We start from the raw sequence: 21,992 nt of genomic DNA, 5'->3' as shown, positions 1-21,992 counted from the left end.
CTAAATATCATCTTCCCACACATTAAAACCATGCCATTTGGCATAGGGATCAGGTTCAGGATCAGGATTACCTTCGACAATCGGCTCCCTATTGCCCCAGCCGTCAGACCATGACGCAGGATTGTCCATCAGATTCTCCTGACAAACCTCTACGATCCTCACCTCTGGGACAACATAAACTTTTCTTTTACTTATATTCATTTTACTTAAAATAATTGTATTACCTTAATTCCGCATCACTACAATTTAATATTTTTTATAAGCACCTGAGCAACAATAAGTTGCTCAGGATTTTGTCATGTCAGCCATCATGATTGGGTTATCGGTTAGCCGATTGCCACTGATAAGTTTTCTCACAATGGATATCGGCACTCTGGTCGGCAATCATCAACTTGAAATTGCCTTCTTCCAATACCCACTTGCCATCATAACCTACGAAAGCAAAATCATCGGTATTCAAATCGAAAGTAACAGTCTTGGTTTCACCCGGCTGAAGCTCTATTTTATCGAAAGCACGGAGGCGACGGCCATCAGGAACCATGCTGGCAATAAGGTCGCTGCTGAACAGAAGAACGCTCTCTTTGCCTGCCACCTTGCCCGTATTCTTCACATCCACGCTCACCTTGATGATGTCGCCATGGCGGAAGTCAGACTGAGAAACCTTCAGGTTGCTATATTGATAAGAGGTGTAACTCAAACCATATCCGAAGCCCCACTGCTGGGTAATCTTCGCATTGTAGTCGTAAGCACCTTCCATCGTACCCACTTCCTCACTCTTCTTGAAGTCATAGTTGGCGAGCGAATTGATTTCCTTAGGATAGGTGTAAGGCATCTTGCCACTGAAGTTTGACTTGCCCGATACCAAGCCAACCAAGGCATCTCCGCCCATGTTGCCAGGAATAAGGATGTCGATGATGCCCTGTGCCAATGGTTCGATGTCGGCGATGAGACGAGGGCGACCTTCATTCAATACCAGAACGACAGGCTTACCGGTCTTGGCGAGTTCCTTCACGAGATTACGTTGGTTCTCTGAAAGCCAAAGGTCGGTCAGATTGCCCGGAGTCTCTGTGTAAGAGTTCTCACCGATGCAGGCAACGATAACATCAACATTCTTTGCTGCATCAACTGCGCCCTGAATCTGAGGTTCGTTCTCCTCCCAGTATTTTCCCTTCTCATTATAGGTAACACCCTGGTTCAAGATGACATTCTCCTTGCCATACTCATTGCAGAAAGCCTCATAGATGGTATTGTACTTGCCGGCAAACTCATCGGCACGATGACCCTGCCAAGTATAGCTCCATCCACCGTCCAGGCAGCGCATCTGATTGGCATTAGGACCCGTGAGGAGAATCTTCTTGCCCTTGGCGAGAGGCAAGACAGAATTGCCATCCTGCAACTTCTCGTTCTTTAAGAGCACCATACTCTCGGTAGCTCCCTCCAAGGCGAGCTTGGCAAACTCCTCGCCACCAAACTTAGGATAATTCTTCAGTTTCTGGGTTGGGTTCTTGAAGAGGTCGAGACGGTACTTCATGCGAAGCACACGACGGCAGGCATCATCGATGCGACTCATCGGAATCTTACCTTCCTTCACCAGTTCTACAAGATAGCCACAAGCATCGCAAGAATAAGGTTCCATAATCATGTCGATACCGGCATTGATGGCGATGCGGAGCGCATCCTTCTTGTCCTTTGCCACCATCTCACGAGTATAGAGATTGTTGATGTCTGCCCAGTCGGTGATGAGCACACCATCCCATCCTGTCTCTTCCTTCAGCCATCCTGTCAGGATGTCCTTGTTGGCATGCATCGGCATACCGTTGACGGAAGCGGAATTCACCATCACGGTCAAGGCTCCAGCCTGCAGACCCGCCAGGAAAGGAGCGAAGTGCTTCTCTCGCAAGTCGGCTGGAGAGATATAGGCTGGCGTACGGTCTTTACCAGTCCAAGGCACACCATAGCCCATGAAGTGCTTCATTGAAGTGGCAATGTGATACTGGTCGATGTTGTTTGGGTCCTCACCCTGAAAACCATAGACCATCGCCTTGCCCATCTCTGAACTGAGGTAGCAATCCTCGCCAAAGTTCTCCCAGATGCGAGGCCAACGGGCATCACGACCGAGGTCAACGGTAGGACTGTAAGTCCAAGGTATGCTCACTGCACGAGTCTCATAAGCGGTAGCCTCAGCCGAACGGCGAGCTATCTCACGATTGAAGGTGGCAGCCACATTGATGTTCTGCGGGAAGAGGGTTCCGCCCTGTGTATAAGTAGAACCATGGTTCTGGTCGAGACCGAAGACACAAGGGATGCCGATGCGCTTCATCGAGATCTTCTGGATTTGCGCGATGTACTTCTCCCACTGCTTGGCGGTTGGTGCGCAGGTATTTGGAGCGTTGAGGATAGAGCCAATCTTATAGCGGGAAAGGATAGAATCGGTCTTGTGCTCGTCGATATAGAACACACCGTTCTTGTCGTTGGCACCAAAGAGGTCGGTCACCAATTCCATCATCTGACCTATCTTTTCCTCCAAGGTGAGTTTCTTCAGGGTTTGTTCTACCTGAGCCTCTATCTTAGGGTCGCTCTTGATAACTGGAACATTGGCACTGGCTGTATAAGCCAATGCCAACATTGAAATAGATAATAATATTTTCTTCATAAACAGTAAAGGTTTGACGTTTTATGATAAAAACGGAAATCTTTCTAATATGTTATTCAATAGTTACTTTCTTTACGGTGTAACCATCACCCACGAGGAGGAGACCTTGCTGCTCAGTCAAGAGTTGGATAGAGAGGTCGGTCAGTTCAAACTCCCATGTAGCAGGACCATTCACCATGATGTCGCCACGTTCTGGGTCGGCCTTACCTGTAAGGATGTTGTTCCACCAAGAGGTAACAGCGGTACCCTTACCATTTCCATCTACATAGACACGGAGGATAGTACCCGCCTTCACCTTTGAGAGGAAGGTATCCTTCAAGGCATCGAACGGTGTACTCCATGTTACAGAGAACTCACCTTCCCAGAGGGTATTCTCCATAGATGGACGTGGCTCTGTGGTTACCTTGATGGTACCGCAAGGGAACTGTACACCCTCACCATCTACCAAAGTGATATCATAGTCACCATTCTCCAAACCTGTAGGAGTTGTGAGCTTCAAGGCTGTGCCCTCTTCGAGAACCTCGAAGGCTACTTCCTTGCCACCTACCATTACTTTAGTAACTGTACCGAGATTCTTGCAATTATGGATAGTGGTCTCAGCACCTGGAGCTACCCAAAGCTCGCTGGCATTGGTACCCACGGCTGGGTCATCGGCAGCAGGAGTCACGGTAACGTTCAAGGTGCGGGATGTGCTCTTGCCCTTGGTGGTGGTTGCCACAATCTTCAGTTCATGATTACCTACAGGCAAAGTCTGGTCGATAGTATTACCTTCGGCAATCTGAGTGCCGTCGAGCAACCATGTCACAGTGGTGTAGTGAACAGGAGTCACCTTGATTTCCAACTTATAATTAGTCTTACGGTCTATCTTGGAATCAGCCAAGTCGGTGTTCAAGATACGTGGATCGTCATCTTCGCTGACAGTGAAGTATGGTTCATCGTCAGAAGAGCAAGAAGACAAGGTAGATGTACCAGCCAGTGCGAAACTCACGGCTAAGAGCATCATCATAGCCTTCAAGACTTTTCCCTTATATTGTTTCATTGTCTTATTCATAATTAATTATTCTATTCTATTGTCCTATAAGACTTAACATTTAACACTTAACATTAAACACTACTTGCTATATCCCTTTCCGAATGGAGGATTGAAGTCTGGCTGAAGTTTTACATCAGCCTTGTCCCACCAAAGCTTCTTGTGCCAATCATCAGTACCACCCATACGCTCGATGGCAGCCTTGTAGTTGGCATTGTTGTACTGAGCTTCCAACTCAGGATACTGCAAGCGGACAGGCATTGACCAATCGGGATCCGTATAAGTGAAACCATTCTTGGTCAAGAGATCACGATTCAAGATGGCAGGATAGTCAGAGCGGCGCATGTTAGCCCAACCCTCAGAAGGGTTCATCATGTGGAGAATCCAAGCCTGGGTGTTGATGGTCTCCTTAGGATTGTCACCCAACTTGTTGTTGGCAATGAACTCATTGATCTCATCCTCAGAAATCTTGTTGGATGTAAGATAGTAGTTGTTGAGCAACTCCATGCTGGCACGAACACCAGCCTCGTAGTGACTCTCAGCATCACCACCACCTACATTCCAACCCTTGGTTGCAGCCTCTGCCTTGAGGAACTCTACCTCGGCATAGCTCATCAGGTCGCCAGGACAAGAAGGCATCTCGAAGTCGATGTTCAGACAAGGACGACTAGCTCGGGCTATATAATCAGAGTTGGCATAAGTGTTCTCGTCTATCTCTGCATACTTCTTCAAAGTAGGAAGGTCATCCAACGTTGCTGGATTCATCCAGTCTGTGTACCAGGCTGCACCAGGGTTGCAAGGCTCCTCACCGAGGTTCTTGCTCTGGAAGTAAGCCAGGAAATCATCGGTCAAGTCGATGTTCTGCTCCTTATCTGGCTTCACCTGACTACGCTTGATATTGTAGTAGTGACGGCAGATGCGATAGAGACGAGGGTCGTTGGTATTCTGCAACTGATAGAACAAGGTAGAGCATACCATGGTAGGCGATGTGGCATCCTGACCATAGAGAGTCTCGCTCAATGCATTGGCACGGAAATCGTAATCGTTGGCTCCATCATAATAGGTAAATGGAGCATCAGCATACTTGATATAAGCATCATCTGCTGCACTGGCGATGGCACCGGCAGCTACAGCCTTCTCAAACTCCTCCTTTGCCTTCTGTGGATTAACATCGGAAATGCGCATGGCATAGCGCATACGGAGTGCATTGGCATACTTCTTCCACTGAGCTACATCACCACCCATGCTGGTGACATCACCAGAAATGTGGTCGGAACCTGTGCCAAGCTGCTTCTCGCAAGCGTCAAGTTCCTCGAAGAACCAGCTGTAGAGTTCCTCTACAGTATCATACTTAGGGTTGGAGATACCTGAGATATAACCCAGACCTGCCTCCGAACAAGGCACGTCACCGTAGGTATCTGCCAAAACTGCCGTGAGATAGACACGATGGATACGAAGTGCTGCATTCAAGTTTGCCTTGTCAGCAGAATTGTGGATGGCATCCACAAGGTTCTTGATACCGATTTCATAATAGCGGTCCCAAACTCGACGGGTCATATCATCTTCTCTGAAATTAGAACCAGCGTAATTGGTTACATTCCAACCACCAGCGAAATACTGTGGAAAACCAGTTATATAGTTACGATAGGTATCCATCAGACTGAAGTCACCGTAAGTCTGCAACAAAGCTGTTGTCAACTGTGCGTTAGGGTCGAGCTCGCTCACCTTGGTCTTGTCGGTATTGATGTTGCTCAAGGTATCATCTGAGCAAGAAGTCATCGCAGTGCCGGTTGCCATCAGGGCGAAAGCCATCATCAGGCTGCTCTTACCTATATATTTCTTGATTATATTGTTCATTTTCTTACCTTATTATATATTAGAACTCTTCTAAAGAATTTTTTTTCGAGATTAGAACTTCACGTTCACGTTCAAACCATAACTCTTGCGAGATGGCAGGGAACCATATTCGAGACCGAGACCTGAAGTATTGTAGCTGGAGTCTGGGTCGATGTTAGGAATGTTCTTCCAAACAATGAATGGGTTACGAGCCACGAAGGATACGGTCAAGCCCTTGACATACTTGCCCAGGATGCTCTCTGGGAAGGTATAGCCGAAAGTAATCTCACGACACTTCACGTAAGAGTTGTCGTAAACGAAGGCACTCTGCACGCCATTTGCCACATGCTTCCAGTAATCTTCAGGGTTCACGGCGATGTCGTTCTTGCGATAAGTACCATCACCATTGTCGATAACACCATCCACTACGAGTCCCTTGCAGTTACCTGCTGCACGCCATGCGGCAAGGTCCATACCCGAAGCCTTGCGAGCCTCCTCAGAAGTGTACCACTCCTCACGACCTGCCAATGTTCCCTTTGCCTTACCAGTCTGGTATGCAGAACGCATGGACATAGAGTAGATGTCGGCACCTACCTTCACATCGAATGCAGCAGAGAGGCGGAAGTTCTTGTAGCTGAAGGTTGAGTAGAAACCACCTGTCCAGTCCCAAGTAGAGTTGCCGATGGTCTTGACCTTCTGGTCAATCTTTGGAAGACCAGTAGCTGCATCGACAACCACCTGACCCTTGTCGTTGTAGAGGAAGTCGTGTCCACGGATAGCTCCATAGTTCTCGCCAACCTGAGCACCTACTGATACACCGCACCATGTGGCCTTGGCAAGCTCAAAATAGTCCATGCCATCGGTGAGCGACTTCACCTTGTTGGTATTCTTCGAGAAGTTGACACCCAAGTCCCAAGCGAAGTCCTTGATCTGCAAGGCACGGGCATTGAGGGAAATCTCGACACCCTGGTTCTGAATCTCACCGGCATTGATGAGGCGGTAAGCATAGCCAGAAGTGGTGGTTGAAGCCAAACTCAAAATCTGGTTCTTGGAGTTCTGGTTGTAATAGGTGGCATCCAAGCCCAAGCGTCCGTTGAGGAACTTCATCTCCAAACCTACCTCGTAAGAACCTGTCATTGTAGGCTTCAAATCCTTGTTTGGCTGTGTTGAGTTGGCTATCATACCGATGGTATAACCCGCGTAGCTGTACTTGCCCGTGGTATAGTTGAGTGCCAACAGGTATGGATCGGTATCGCTACCTACCTTTGCCCAAGATGCGCGAATCTTACCATAATTGATGAACTTCTTGTTCTTGATAAACTCGGAGAATACCAAGCTACCAGATACAGAAGGATATATATATGTATTATTGCCAGAAGGGAGCGTAGAAGACTTATCTCCACGGAGAGTTCCCTCCAGATAGTAAGTATGCTTGTAGCCGAGGCTTGCACTGGCATAGAGAGAGCTGATCTGTTTCTTGTACATGCTCTCGCGAGTGTTCTGTTCCTGATAGTTCATGATGTTCTGGACGCCATTCATCTGCTGGTTGAGACCGATGTTGGTAGTGGTCTTATTGTTCACCTTGAAGATGTTACCACCAGCGGTAGCGTTGACATCGAAGTCGCCCCATGAGTTGTTGTAGAGGGCGAGTATCTCGGCGTTGAGTGTGCGGTTGTTGAAGATTTGGTCGGTAAGCTTTCCGGCAGGAGTTCCTGGAGTTGTCTTGGCGATGAAGTCCTCGAAGTTCATGCTGTTGATGTCGGTACCGATAGTACCCTGCAACTTGAGGTGCTTGTTGATGTTCCAGATGGCCTTACCTGTAAAACGGAACACGTCCTTGTCGGATGTATTGCTGTTCTTATAGAGATCCCAGTATGGGTTCTTGTTATACTGATCGTTGCCATTCCAGTTGGAGTAGTTGCCGTCGGCATCCTCATAGTGCTTCAACCAAGCCTGGTCGTAGGTACCCACCAAGGTCATGAGGTTCTTACCCACGTTGCTTTGGGAGTCACCAAGGGCAGGACGGTTCTTTACCTTCTCACGAGTATAGTTGGCGGTGAAGTCGAAGTCAACAGGACCAGCTGAGGTATTCACACGGAGGTTGAAGTTGTCACGACTCATATTGGTGTTAGGCAGAATGTCCTTGTTGCGCATATCGGTAACAGAGAAACGCATACCCGTCTTACCAGAATTAACTGAGAGGATGGCAGAGTTCTGAGTGGTGAAACCTGTACGGAAGAAACCAGAAGCATTGTTAGGATGCATCATGAATGGACGTTCCTCGCCATCGAAATATTTGAACATGAAGTCATCGGCCTTAGGTCCCCAACTGGCATTGGTACCAGAAGTGCTCGAATTAGGAAGCTCACCATTGTAGCCAGCACCATATATCTCCTGGATGTCGTCCCATTTAGCCAACTGGGTATCGACAGTGAAAGAACCATTGTACTCCACGGAAATCTTATCCTTCTCCGCCTTCTTGGTCGTAATCAAGATAACACCATGGGAAGCACGGCTACCATAGAGAGCAGAAGCAGCAGGACCTTTCAATACGGTCATCGTCTCGATGTCGTCAGGATTGATGGCAGAGATACCATCACCGAGGTCATAACCACCAGCTTCACCAGCACTGCCAAAGTTGGTATTATCCAAAGGCACACCATCCACCACGTAGAGAGGCTGGTTATTGCCTGCCATTTCTGTATTACCACGAAGAAGCACGCGGGTAGAACCAGAAGCACCGCCAGCGGTGTTCTGTACCACAAGACCAGCCACCTTACCTGAAAGAGAGTTGATGACGTTGGTTTCCTTCGCCTTGGTGAGTTCCTCACCCTTCACTTCCTCCAAGCCATAGCCGAGGGCCTTGCGGTCTCGTTTGATACCGAGGGCGGTGACAACTACCTCATTCAAGGCCTTACCATCCTCTTGCATCGTGATTTTCATGCCATTAGCAGCTTTCACGGTCATCGTCTTGTAACCGATGTAGCTCACTTCGAGCGTTACTCCAGGCTTGCAGTTCAACGTAAAGTTACCATCTATATCGGTAACGGCACCGTTGGTTGTACCAGCCACCTTCACGCTTGCACCAATCAAGGTTTCGCCAGTGGCATCCACCACTGTACCCTTGATGCCTTGGTTCTGCTGAACGCTCATCGCAGCATTGTTCATCTGGGCAGCGAGGATGGCTGAAGCAGGCATCCACATCAAACCTGCACCGAGCAGGCCGAGAAACATAGTCTTCTTTCTCATAATTGATATTTTGTTTTTAGTTTAACATTATTCTTTCCCAAAGATTCCTTCGAGAATCCAAGGAGCATTCACCTTCATACTCTTGAAACGGTCGAAGATGCCATACTTCTCAGAGCCGTTGCCAAAGTGGTTGTTGTCCCAAACGAAAGTAGAGAAGCCTCGTTTGCGAGCCTCCGTAGTCAAGAACTTACAGTAGTAGGTCATGTTTTCATGCACTTTCTCTGAGTTTGACTTATAGTGATCGGTTACTCCCCATTCTCCTATTACGATACCCAGTCCTTTGTTGCTCCAGGTATTCACCGCCTTGTCGAAGAAATCCGTCATCGTCTTCTCGTTTTCAGCAGGTATCTTGCCAGCATCCTTGTAAGCATCACCCCAGTAATCGTAGGTGCAATCGCCGGCGTAGCTCCATGGCTGATAGTAGTGGAATTCCACACTCATATAGTTGTTGCCATTGCCTTCGGCATCCTTTGGAATGATGAAATCTCCATTCTCGACGCCAAACCAAGGGTTGCAAACGTAAGTCTGTAAGATGAGGTGGCGCTTGGCATTGTTGCCGCCTGTGGCACGAACCACATCCACGAATATCTGATTGTAAGCATTCTGCACTTCGAGGTTTTCAGCAGTAGGCTTGCCCCAGTTGTCCCTGATGTGAACCTCATTGGTACCGGCGAAAGCCAAGCGACTGTCATAATTGGCAAACTCAGAGGCGATATTCATCCAGAGGAGCGCAAGCTTCTGGCAGTTTTCTTCCTTATATTTATAGGTAGGACGACCTTCGAGCCATTTTTCATGATGTACATTGATGATAACCTTGAGGTCATTATCCAGACACCACCCCACTACCTCCTTGATACGAGCAATCCAAGCCTTGTCGATGCTCATTGCCTGAGCGTTAGTAATGTGGCACTGCCAACGGATTGGAATACGGATGGCATTAAAACCAGCCTTCTTCACGGCTTGTATCATCTTCTTGGTAACAACGGGATTGCCCCAGGCTGTCTCTGCATGGATGGAACCATCAGGGTTGCCAATCTGCATCGACTCACCATCCTGTCCAGGAGCTGAGCACTCGAATTGATTGCCGAGATTCCAACCTACTACATCCTTGTTCCATTGCTGGGCAGTAGGATAAGATTCGCCAATGCCATCAGAACCAGCAGAAGGTCTCTTTATTGATGTACTTGCATCACATGAAAAACAGGTGAAGGCGCTTGCTATAATCAAGCAAAATTTCAAAAAGTTCCTTTTCATTTTTAGGTGTACTATTATTATTAGTTTAGTTTAAAATAATCCGTTTGCAATAACGCAACAGTATCTGGCTGCAAAGATAGGTAAAAAGAACTGCAAGAGGGTTTGATAACAAACAAAAGAGGTTTCAATTCAGACATTTCGTCTAAATCAAAACCTCTTTTTATTAACTAAAGTCTTAATTTACAGATACTTACTTGGAGATACTCCAAAATATTTCTTAAACACAGTACTAAAGTACTTCACATTCACGAAACCTGCTTTCACTGAGACATCCAACACGCTGTCTCCCTGTTTCAAGAACATCGCAGCCTGTTCCAAACGGATGAGTCGCATGAAATCTTGCGGTCCTTGCCCTGTCAGTGTCTTCAACTTGCCATAAAAGAGCGTACGGCTCATCGCCATCTCCTGGCAAAGGCAGTCGATGGTGAAGTCGGTGTCGCTCAGGTTATCGAGAACGAGACGGGTTGCTTTCTCAACGAAAGCCTGGTCTTGTGGATTCAAAATAGCTTGCTCTTCTTTCTCATAAGAAGCTTGGATAGTTTCTATCGGTTCATCAGCAGCATTCAAATCCATCACCTGTTTGGATGAATTTGATTTAGCAGAAACCTCACCTCTAACAAGCGCAAGACTTCGTTCCATGTAATATTGGCTCAACCGGCGTCGATTCTTCAACATACTGTCTATCTTGCTGGCAAGAATAGCCGCGTCGAAAGGCTTGGCTATATAATCATCCGCCCCCAATCCAAGTCCTTCAATCATAAAATTGCGCCCTGCCTTAGCAGTAAGCAGGATGACAGGCAACCAGGAAGTATCCTTGTTTTCCTTGATGCGTTGGCAAAGTACATCACCCTGCATACCAGGCATCATCACATCCGAAACAACAATATCACATTCACCCCCCTCTTCTAAATATTTCAAGGCAGCATCGCCACTTTCTACATCCACCACCCGATAAGTATCACTAAATGTCATGCAGATGTATTGACGAAGATCTTCATTGTCATCAACAAAGAGAAGCGTATCCTTCGAAACTTCAGAATTCTGATCATTTGAAGAAACCACGGATTTCATTTCCTCATCATGAACATCTTGATGATTAGAAGATATGGTCTCTACATTTTGCGCCTCTTCTACAGGTTGAGTTGAAAATGCTGCAGAATTCCCCAAAGGTAACACTACGTGGAAGGTAGTACCCTTGCCTTCTTCACTAACAAAAGTAAGTTTTCCACCTAATTTCTCCACGAGTTGGCGGGTAAGCATCAGTCCCAATCCGCTTCCCATTTCTTGCGAATTCACGGCATTTGAAGCTCGGAAGAAACTCTTGAAGATATTCTTAATTTCTGCTTTCGGAATGCCAATACCCGTATCACTCACCAGAATCTGCGCAGTCTTCCCTTCGATGGAAGCCGATAATGTAACCTTTCCACCTTCAGGCGTATATTTGATAGCATTCGAAAGAAGATTTTCTAATATCAAATCCATCATCTTGACATCTGTATGAACCAGATGCTGCGGACAAGCTTCAAGACTCAGATGAATATGCTTCTCCTGAGCTGCCACTATAAATTTTTCCACCTGTAAGCGTAAGAACATAGGCAATTCTACATCTTGCAGACGAACCAGTTCGGCCGACTGCTCGACCTTTTGGAAGTCAAGCAATTCTGTTACCATCTTCAACAGTTTATTGCCGTTGCGCTGCGCCATATCCAAAAAAACACGACTCTTCTCACTCAAGTGAGAATCTTTAGACAGATCAACAAGAGGAGCCAACACCAGACTTAAAGGAGTACGGATGTTATGAGCTGTATTGACGAAGAAATTAATTTTCTCGTCATAATACCTGCGCTGCAAGCGTTCTTTATAATACTGCCATGCAAAATATAAGATGGCTGTCAGAATACAGAGATAGACAATCCATGCCCACCAGGTGTTCCACCAAGGTTGAGCGATAGATATTTTCAGCGATGTTTCCCCCAATTCCCTACCATTACTTCTGCAGATAGCCTTTACATGAAGCACATAGCTGCCCGAAGGCAAATTGACGAATCGTGCTAACTGATAAGAAGAAGGTTTACTCCAGTTACGATCATATCCTTCCAAATAATATTGATATTGGATGTCATGCTGATATTGATAATTGATGCTCTCGAAAGAAACAATCAGCGTATTCTCATGATGGTGAAGCTGCAAGGTGCCTTCCTGTAACATCTCAAAGAGGGTTTCATTCCATTGGTCTGTACGCTCTACGCCTTCCACCTCAACACGATGGATACGAAGCGGAGCGGCATAATTCAATCCTTTGGCAAACATCGGAGCCAAAGCCACTACGCCATCATTACTGCCAAAAAGCATCCTGCCATCTGAAGTACACGCCACAGACATACGATTATACTCACGTTCCAATCCCTTGAAGAAGTTGAGATTTACCACCTTCCCCTGATAGATGAAGGCCAACCCCTTATCAGTGCTCAGCCACAACTTGCCATTCTTTCCCTTGACAAGTCCATAAACCGCATTAGACGGTAATGACTCCTGGGTAGTATAGTTTCTAAACTTATTAGTCGTCAGGTCATAATCATAAAGTCCACCACCATCCGTACCTATCCAGACATGACTGGAATTCTGATAAACCATACTGTTGACAAACAAATTTATGTCTTTACCAAGATATTGTTCTGGATAAAAAAAACGGCGTGGGTGCATAGGATTCTGCTTATCTATCAGATAGCAGCCATGCGAAGTTCCTACTGCGATACTGCGCTTATCCTCTGATTCGGTAATGCATTGTACCTCGTTGACAGGCAGATAGAAAGCAGTCTTCCCCACTCCTCTGGAAATATTCTTTCCTGAGGGGAAACAGGCCATATCACCATCTAAACAGCCTATCCAGAGATTGCCTTCGCTATCAGTAAAAAGACTGAATACATAGTCACTCTTCAACTTTCCATTACTAACAGAATAAGCAGGCATACCAGTTCCATCACTGTTCACCTGATATACACCATTGCCATAAGTACCTACCAGAACCCTTCCATCAACAGTCTGACAAATCGTAAGTGCCACCTTATTATATAGTCCATGATGCCAGGAATAAGTCTGCGAATCATAAACACTTACTCCTTTATCTGTAGCATACCATATTTTTCCATCGCGGCTTTGGAATACATCGTTCACACAATTATCTAACAGCGATTGATTATTAAGAGACTCGTGCGTAATATACTCCAGAGTATGTTCCATCGGAATGGCTAAATCTACTCCTCCCGAATAAGAACCTGCCCATAAATCTCCAAAGCGGTCGCGGTACAAAGTATATAAACCATTACCCTTCAGTATGTTACCAGGACGTCCATCTGTATCCAGTAAGAGTTTGGTTTGTTTATTCAGCTTATCATAAGCATAGATTCCAGCTCCATCTACTGCCATCAGAATGGTTTGATGATCAAATGAAATAATAGAACGTACGGGAACCTGCGGAATGTTCTGTAAAGAATGGAAAGCTATAGAATTGATTGGCTTCCAAGTTCTATCATCCACCACCTTCACTCCTTCATGAAAAGTACCCAACCAAATAAGATGCCCCTCTACATCATGATAAGAAGAAACCACAGAGCTACCGCTTATTTTTTTTGCTATTTTCTGTGTTGCAACCGAATAGCAATATACATCTTTGGAAGTTCCTATCAAGAGTCTCTGACCAACAAACTGGATATGATTAATATAGGTATTTTTTAATATAAATCTACCTTTAGCTTTCTCGCGAACGATTTCCTTCCCGTCAGCAGAAGCTGACAAGCAGTAAAGACCTTTATCCATAGCCAACCAGAAGTTGCCCTTTTCATCTACCAACAGTTCGTTCAATACAATGCTTCCTCCAAGAATCTTCTGAAGATTACATCTCAAGACGAACGTATCTTTCACCTTATTATATATATATACTTTTCCCTTGTTGTCGTAAGCATATATCTGCCGATGATGATCTTGGGTCAATTTGATATTTCTGCCACTGGCATCACTATACTGCATTTCTGTAGCCAATGTGTAATTAGAAACCAATTGCCCGTTATATCGGTCAACCCCTCGTTTAGTACTTATCCACATAGCACCATCCTCTGCCTCAACAATAGAATAGACACGAGAACTGGACAGTCCATTATCAGTATTGAGGTTGGAAACCATGAACATATTTCTGGAAATATGCCCATGTGCCGGAAGAACTGTTGCCAACAGCAACAATATAAATAGTATATATGATTGTAATCTTTTCATTATATCATTAAAGTTTGGAACAAAGTTAATACAAAAAAATGAAAAACAAGTAGAATTATGAGATAAAATAAAATAAATGTTGTATTTTTGCATAAGATAAGCTGCACTCGGCAATTTGAAAACAAGTTTTCATTGCGCTCATTTGCATTATCTTTGCATAAGATAAGCTGCACTCGGCAATTTGAAAACAGAATAAAGACATAAAGTATGATTAAAAGATTATTATCCTTCCTTGACGCTTCTCCAGTAAACTTTCTGGCAGTGAAGAATATCTCTGAAGAATTGGAGAAGAATGGTTTCCATCGCATCAACCCACAGGAGCCTTTGGGTAAGGTTGAGGCTGGCGACAAGTTCTTTGTTACCAAGAACGATTCCTCTATCTATGCTTTCCAAATCGGTAAGAAGTCATTGGCAGATGGCGGTTTCCACATGATTTGTGCTCACTGCGATTCTCCTACCTTCCGCATCAAGCCAAATGCAGAGATGCTTTGTGAGGGTGGCATCGTGAAACTAAATACCGAGGTGTATGGTGGTCCTATCATGTCAACCTGGTTCGACCGCCCTTTGACTTTAGCGGGTAGAGTGATTGTAAAAGGTGAGAACGCCATGAATCCTCAGACACTCCTTCTTCATATCCAGCGCCCATTGCTGCAAATCAGCAATCTTGCCATCCACTTCAACCGCCAGGTGAATGATGGAGTAAAATTGAGCAAGCAAAAGGATGTTCTCCCTATCCTGGGCATCATCAATGATGAACTGGAGAAGGGAAATCTCCTGATGAATGTAATTACAGGCGAATTGAATATCAAGAAAGAAGACATTCTCGATTTCGACCTCTATCTGGCTGATGCCACTCCAGCCTGCACCTTCGGTGTGCATCAGGAATTCATCTCTTCAGGAAGACTTGACGATCTGTCTATGTGCTGGGCAGGTGTAGAGGCGATGATTGCAGCAGATGCCACTTCATCATCTGATACTTCGGCATTTGAAACAACTCGCGTTCTCGCCATCTTCGACAATGAGGAAACGGGATCTCAGACCAAGCAGGGTGCCGGAAGTCCATTCCTCTCTCATATGCTCCAGCGCATTGCCCTTGCTCAGAGCGGCACAGAGGAGGCTTACTACCAGGCAGTAGAGCGTGCTTTCATGATTTCTGCTGATAATGCCCACGCTTGGCATCCTAATTATAGTGAGAAGTTCGACCCGACCAATCACCCAATGCTTGGCGGCGGTCCGGTCATCAAGTTCAATGCAGCACAAAAGTATGCAAGCGATGCTGTATCAGCAGCCATCTTTGCCAGCATCTGCGATGCAGCCGGAGTACCATGCCAACGATTTGTAAACCACAGTGATGTAGCTGGTGGAAGTACGCTTGGTAACATCCTCGCTTCTTCTATTCCTTTGAAGGGTGTAGATATGGGTAATGCCATCCTCGCCATGCACAGTTGTCGAGAAACAGGTAGCGTAATCGACCACGAGTATTGCGTCAAGGCTTTCACGAAGTTTTATCAGTTATAACAAAAAATCATCGGATTCTGCGGAATCCGATGATTTTTGTATAAACCTCTTTATAATGATTTCTCATACCCCTTGTTCTGCACCAACTTTTTATTCAATTCCATACATTTCTTAGGAATTGGGAAAACGGTGGTATAACCCGATGACTCACCAGCTAAAGGAATACGAAGATCATAGGCTGCAGTAAACTTTCCGAAACGGATAAGATCCTGACGACGCCAACCTTCCCACACCAATTCTAATAATCGTTCTTCCAGGATATTGTCGAGCGTAGCCTGTCGGTTTGGCATACCTACACGGGAACGAACCCTATTCAGTTCCACATTACCCTCTCCTCCATTACGAACCTTGGCCTCCGCTTTCATCAATAATACGTCTGCATAGCGGAAAAGAACGATGTCATTGCTCTGCAACTTACCATCCATATACGAAGTTCTATCCACTTCATATTTTGCCATTCTCGCTCCAGCCGTCTTGATATACTTGCTGTTGGTCAGGTTCTGAGCCACTTCGAAAGGCTGATATTCCAATGGCTTACCATTATCCATCAGAAGTTTTTCACCATCTACTTCCACCACACCTGCCACAAAGTTCATCCTGCAACGGGTATCTTCATCAGCTTCGCCATAGCGGTTTGCTTTCATGGTAGAGATTGTGGCGCAAGTACCATTCTCACTACCCCATCCCAAGGCTCCGCCATGTGTATAGTGATAAGAGCGGAAGAGATAATGGAACTGATTGGTATAGATATTCTTATCCATCGGAATCGTGAAGATATTCTCCTTCGATGTCTCATTATGCGTAGAGAAATTGAAAGCATCATCTTCTTCCAAATCATAACCTTCGCTCGCCAGTTTATCACAATAATAAATGCAGGTTTCCCAGGCATTCAACTTCATGCTGCGATGCTCGCTTGCCTTACCGCCTTTCAGAGAATAAGCCCCATCGGCTGTTTGCACCATAAAATAAATATCCTTACCCTTCGGACGCTTAGCATACCCCTCGGTCCAATCATCAAACATATATATTTCTGCATTCAAAGCCAACTTTGCCAAAAGGAAATTGACTACAGGCTGCGTCATCCTGCCATAATAATTTCCTTCCTTATTACTATGTTCTTCCGACAGATAAGGAAGTACCTGCTGCAGTTCACTGAAGATAAACCGGAATGTTTCACTTCGCTCGCTCTGTGCCGACAGGTTCGTATCTGTCAAAGAGATATCTGGCATTTTCGAGGCAGTTTGATAGATTTCCGATTCTCCCGAAGACAAGACAACAGGAATCCTGCCAAACATATCCATCGCCTCATAATACATCAAAGCCCTGATAGCCCTAACCTCAGCCTTGAATTTGTCTTTCTGGCTGGCAGTAAGCATGGAAGACTTGGCATCAATGATGTCAAGCGACTTATTAGCCAGAACTATCACTTTATAGAGATACTTCCAGGTATCATAGAGTGAAGCATCATCTTCTGTCCACCGATGCTGATACATGGCATTCCACAAGCCACCATCATACCAGTCGCCGCCACGGATTGGAATGATAGCCTCATCAGTGGTCAGCGTATTATAATCGTAGATGCCGCGACAAGTTCCCTGAATACCTTCACTCTCGTTGGCTCCACCTATATAATTATAGAGTGAAGCTACGGCATTGGTATAAATCTCCGATGCAGAACCATAGATGGCATCCTCGTCGAGCTGATCTTTCGGATGCTCATTCAAACACGATGTCAATGCCAAGACTGCCATCAGAACAGATAATATTCTATATCGTTTCATACTCATCTATTATTAGAATTGAACACTTAGACCCAGCGAGAAGGTTCTGTAAAGAGGATAAGTCCGCTTATCATCTATACCCATCGTGCTGTTTACCACATAACTGTTGATCATCGGAGTCAATCCGCTGTAACTGGTGATTGTGGCAAGATTATTCACGCTCGCTGATACCCTGAGCGACTGTATCACCCCTTTCTTGATAGGAATGTCGTAGCCGAGGGTAAGATACTCGAAGTTGAGATAATCACCATTCTCCAGCCAATAATCAGAAACATTCTGATCTACGATATTCTTCTCTGGTGCCCCCTTCAGTACATTGTAATCCGGGAAACTCGACATATTGGTGTATGACAATCCTGTGCCGTTGAAAATCTTATGTCCGAAAGCACCATTCATCTGCAGAGAGAGATACCAGTCGCGATAACGGAAACTGATATTGGAGCCCAACGTTACTTTAGGAGTAGCCTGTCCGGCAATATATCTATCGCCGCCATCACTCAAATCAACGGTTCCATTCTGATCCAGGTCTTCGATGTCATAACGATAATGTCCGTTGCCATCTTCCACGAGTCCCTTGCAATGAGGCAGATAGAACACACCAAGCGGCTGCCCCACAATCTGATAGACCACATTATTATAACCGCCATGCTGCCCGGCACCCGACAAGGCGCCCATCGCCGTCACATCAGCTGCCGACATCTGCATACCAGCATATTCACCGCTCAACGACAGGAGTTTATTCTTCTGCCAAGAGAGATTCATATTGATGTTCAGTTCCATGTCCTTCTTCAGGATAGGAGTGAAAGAAAAGCCTATCTCTAAACCCTGATTGCTCATCGAACCGATATTCGCCAACAGTTTATCGTAGGCGAATGGAGGTACAGGCACGTCATAGGCATAAAGCATATCCGTAGTCTTGGAATAGTAATATTCAGCCGTCAGAACCAGCCGGTTATTCCACAAGCCGAGGTCAGCACCCAGGTTCCAGGTAGCACGTGTTTCCCATTTCAAATCAGGATTGTTGTTGCTGATCATCCCCATCGTCACCGTAGGCGAACTGTTCACCGAAACAATGCCGTTCTGTCTCACCGTGTTCATCGTGGTATAAGCAGATATGCCACCAAGATTACCCGACCTACCATAGCCCGTGCGGAATTTCAGCATCGTAATATCCTTGATATGACGGAGCCATTCTTCCTGTTTCATATCCCAGGAAAGAGAGATGGATGGGAAGAAGCCCCAAGTATGATCATCGCCCACCATCGAAGAACCATCACCACGCATGGAAACCGAAAGGCTATATTTATTTAATAAGGTGTAGTCGATATTCCCCATCACAGAAGCTAAGGCCAGATCTTCATAGTTGCTATCCGTTCCTCCATAAGGACGAGAGGCAGCAGCACCTATATTGTGATAATACATCCCGTTGTTGGTAATTCCCTTGGCAGAAGTCCAGAAACCAGTTCGGATATTTTTCTGATATTCTGCGCCAAGCATCGCCTTGAGATGATGAATACCCCAGGAATGCTGATAGTTTAAGGAAACATTACCAAGCCATTCCTCACTCTTGAATTCACCACGATAGAGATTGCCCTGCGCCCAAACCCATGTAGGACAGAACTGATTATTTTCATTGGAAGCATAGCCGTATGCTCCGAATGCAGTGACATTCAGATAATCACAGATATCATATTTCAGCTTCAGATGACCATTGAAGTTCATATTCTTACTATCATTTCGCTCCTGCAGCAAGATTCCTGGTGGATTCACCTGCGAAGCCGCTCCATTCTTTACCCAACTGCCATTCTCTCTATCGAATGGATAGGTAGGATTCATTGCATCGGCAGAATAGAAGAGCATCTGACTGTCAAAGATATCATTGTTCTTATATGAAGAACCAAATACACCGAAGTCGCCAGTCAGCCTATTATTAAATGCCTTCTGAGTGACATCAATCTTAGCCACTAAATTGCGATACCCCTTACTACGGATGATGGTATTATGATCAATATAACCAAAAGAAGCGCGATAGTTGCTCTGTGGATTTCCACCACTGAAAGCCAGATAATGGTTTTGGATATTTCCTGTTCGAGTGATAGCCTTTCGGAAGTTGGTATCATATCCCTTGTCATTATATTCCAATCCCAACTTCTGTGCAGCCGCAATATATTCAGCAGCATTGAGCATCTCCATACTTTTATACATAGCTTCGATGCCATAGCTACCCTCATAAGAGATCTGAAATCCCTTACCTGTACCCTTTTTGGTTTTCACCTGAATAACACCCGAAGCACCGCGCGAACCATAAAGTGCAGTTTCGCTGGCATTTTTCAGAACCGTAAAACTTTCTATATCCGCAGGATAAATTGTTGCAAGTGTAGCCACATCAGAGGTTACGCCATCAATAATAACAAGTGGTTCGTTACCTCCCATAATGGAAGTAGTACCTCTAACACGTACAGCGTTCAACATGGCGATACGGTCAAGTCCATTGGTTGTGACATTGACACCGGCTGTCTGTCCACTCAAGGCATCGAGGGCATTGTGAAGTACGCCTTTCTTCAGGAGTTCAGGTTCTACCACGCTCACCGATCCCGACAGGCGTAAAGAGTCCAACCCCTCCATATTTACAAATTGGGCATGAATGGATTGGGGCAATAAAATCAGCGCTTCTACACCATAAAATATGAGTTTAAATTTCTGTTTCATAACCATATCTGCACTTTTGTTTAGGTTAATTCCATATTGGTTGCAAATATAATCAAAAATAGTGATAAACGCACAAAATTTTATAAAAACTTACGAAAAATTTTCAGAAAATAGAATCTGACTGGGAACTTGCATTGAGAACGCTCATACCGCTTGTTCTCCCATCTTACATGCAGATGAGAGAAAGGCATTGACGAGCATGAATATGAAACATGCAAACTGAAAAAGATATAATGAATTCAAACGCTTCTTTGCAACTTAAAAATGCAAATCATTACGCTTTCAACTTAAACGAGTTTTCTATACTCATTATTTCATCGCTGAAAGTTGCATCGATTTTCAATCGCTCCTCCACTTTTGAACAACTGTGAATCACAGTACTATGATCTCTGTTTCCTACAAGCTTACCTATGCGTGAAGCAGGCATTTTGGTATATTTCTGTGCCAGATACATCGTCACCTGTCTTGCCACCACATAATCACGCTTACGGCTCTTACTGTTCACGGCAGCTGTAGTCACATTATAATGAGTACAAACCTTCTCTACGATATCATCTATCGTCAAAGGCTTGTCATCCACCTTCACGGCTCTCTTGATAACGCGTTCTGCCAAGCGGATATCAATATTGCTGTTATACACAATGCTATAAGCCAGCAAACCATTGATGGCACCCTGCAAATCACGCACACTACCATTACAGGTTTGAGCAATGAAACTAACAACCTCCTTGGAGATTTTCAAACCATCACGACGTATCTTATTGCTCAAGATATCCACACAGAGCTGCTCGTTCGGTTTTTCCAATTCACATACCAAACCACAAGAGAAACGCGTCAGAAGGCGATCTGGCACATCTTTCAAATCTACCGGAGGACGGTCACTTGCCAATATGATGCGCTTACCATTACGGAAGAGATGATTGAAGATATGGAAAAACGTATTCAATGTCTTTGCCTTGCCTGCCCAATCCTGAATATCATCAACGATCAGCATATCGATAGACTGATAGAAATTGATGAAATCATTGCTTGAATTGTGCAGAATAGCATCTGTATATTGCGTCTGAAAGAGACGGGCACTCACATAGAGCACGCGCTTTTGCGGATACATCTGCTTAGCCTTAACACCAATGGCATTGACCAAATGTGTCTTACCGCTACCAGACGGACCATAGATAAACATCGGATTAAACTGACTTGTATTAGGATGTTCTGCAATAGACAATCCCACAGAACGTGGAAGCTTATTACTTTCACCCTCCATGTAATTATTGAATGTCAACTTAGGATCAAGTTGGGTATCAATATCATCCATTTGAGATTCTCCTGCTGCAGCAGTCTCGCTTCCTGCCTGTGCCTGATGACTCTTAGGACTCAAGTCATTAGCATCATCAGGATCTAAAGGCAAAGGTGTAGTACCACCAGGAGCATCCTTGACTACCACAACACGATAAGTCAGACGAATACCTTCACCAAAATTCTGATGCAATACCTTGCTCAGTAAGTCCACGAAGTTTGCTTCCAAATACTCATAGAAGAAAGTACTCGGAACTCTAACCAGCAAAGTTTTCGTAGCCGGCTTATACGACTCGAAAACAATGGGTTTAAACCACGTATTGAAATGTTGCTCAGAGACATGCTGACGGATAAGCGTAAGACAATTGTCCCAAAGAGCTTTAGGACTTGCTAACAT

Annotated in this window: 11 protein-coding genes; 1 reads left to right on the top strand and 10 read right to left on the bottom strand. The window is 45.2% G+C overall.

Annotated features, from left to right (window positions below):
- From KUA50_RS00055 to KUA50_RS00025, 7 genes are all read right to left on the bottom strand, one after another.
- Positions 1 to 201, bottom strand: a complete 201-nt coding sequence (locus KUA50_RS00055; protein WP_218457105.1) for a hypothetical protein — start codon at positions 199 to 201, stop codon at positions 1 to 3.
- Positions 202 to 319: 118 nt separating this feature from the next.
- Entirely contained in the window at positions 320 to 2,653 is a 2,334-nt protein-coding gene (locus tag KUA50_RS00050; RefSeq protein WP_218457106.1) for a glycoside hydrolase family 3 N-terminal domain-containing protein, read from the bottom strand.
- Between the two features lie 52 nt (positions 2,654 to 2,705).
- Positions 2,706 to 3,692: a hypothetical protein gene (locus KUA50_RS00045; protein WP_256624277.1), complete on the bottom strand. Its 987-nt coding sequence runs from the start codon at positions 3,690 to 3,692 to the stop codon at positions 2,706 to 2,708.
- 72 nt (positions 3,693 to 3,764) lie between these two features.
- On the bottom strand, positions 3,765 to 5,540 hold the full coding sequence (locus tag KUA50_RS00040) for a SusD/RagB family nutrient-binding outer membrane lipoprotein (RefSeq protein WP_218457108.1): 1,776 nt from the start codon (positions 5,538 to 5,540) through the stop codon (positions 3,765 to 3,767).
- Between the two features lie 51 nt (positions 5,541 to 5,591).
- Positions 5,592 to 8,768: a SusC/RagA family TonB-linked outer membrane protein gene (locus tag KUA50_RS00035; protein ID WP_218457109.1), complete on the bottom strand. Its 3,177-nt coding sequence runs from the start codon at positions 8,766 to 8,768 to the stop codon at positions 5,592 to 5,594.
- Positions 8,769 to 8,795: 27 nt separating this feature from the next.
- Positions 8,796 to 10,022, bottom strand: a complete 1,227-nt coding sequence (locus tag KUA50_RS00030) for a glycoside hydrolase family 5 protein (RefSeq protein ID WP_218457110.1) — start codon at positions 10,020 to 10,022, stop codon at positions 8,796 to 8,798.
- A 180-nt stretch (positions 10,023 to 10,202) separates the two neighbouring features.
- A complete protein-coding gene (locus KUA50_RS00025; RefSeq protein WP_218457111.1) occupies positions 10,203 to 14,291 on the bottom strand; it encodes a two-component regulator propeller domain-containing protein in 4,089 nt (1,362 codons plus the stop codon).
- Between the two features lie 207 nt (positions 14,292 to 14,498).
- Here KUA50_RS00025 and KUA50_RS00020 point away from each other — a divergent pair, with 207 nt between their 5' ends.
- Entirely contained in the window at positions 14,499 to 15,809 is a 1,311-nt protein-coding gene (locus KUA50_RS00020; RefSeq protein ID WP_118117087.1) for a M18 family aminopeptidase, read from the top strand.
- A gap of 50 nt (positions 15,810 to 15,859) precedes the next feature.
- Here KUA50_RS00020 and KUA50_RS00015 read toward each other — a convergent pair whose 3' ends face one another.
- From KUA50_RS00015 to dnaA, 3 genes are all read right to left on the bottom strand, one after another.
- Positions 15,860 to 17,590, bottom strand: a complete 1,731-nt coding sequence (locus KUA50_RS00015; RefSeq protein ID WP_218457112.1) for a RagB/SusD family nutrient uptake outer membrane protein — start codon at positions 17,588 to 17,590, stop codon at positions 15,860 to 15,862.
- A gap of 12 nt (positions 17,591 to 17,602) precedes the next feature.
- Entirely contained in the window at positions 17,603 to 20,299 is a 2,697-nt protein-coding gene (locus KUA50_RS00010; protein WP_218457113.1) for a SusC/RagA family TonB-linked outer membrane protein, read from the bottom strand.
- A 274-nt stretch (positions 20,300 to 20,573) separates the two neighbouring features.
- Positions 20,574 to 21,992 (bottom strand): chromosomal replication initiator protein DnaA, encoded by a 1,419-nt coding sequence (gene dnaA, locus KUA50_RS00005; RefSeq protein WP_022111633.1) that lies wholly within the window; start codon positions 21,990 to 21,992, stop codon positions 20,574 to 20,576.

The organism is Segatella hominis (assembly GCF_019249725.2).
GTDB lineage: Bacteria > Bacteroidota > Bacteroidia > Bacteroidales > Bacteroidaceae > Prevotella.
The sequence above is the reverse complement of the archived record's forward strand: the minus strand, read 5'-3'. Positions and strand labels throughout refer to the sequence as shown.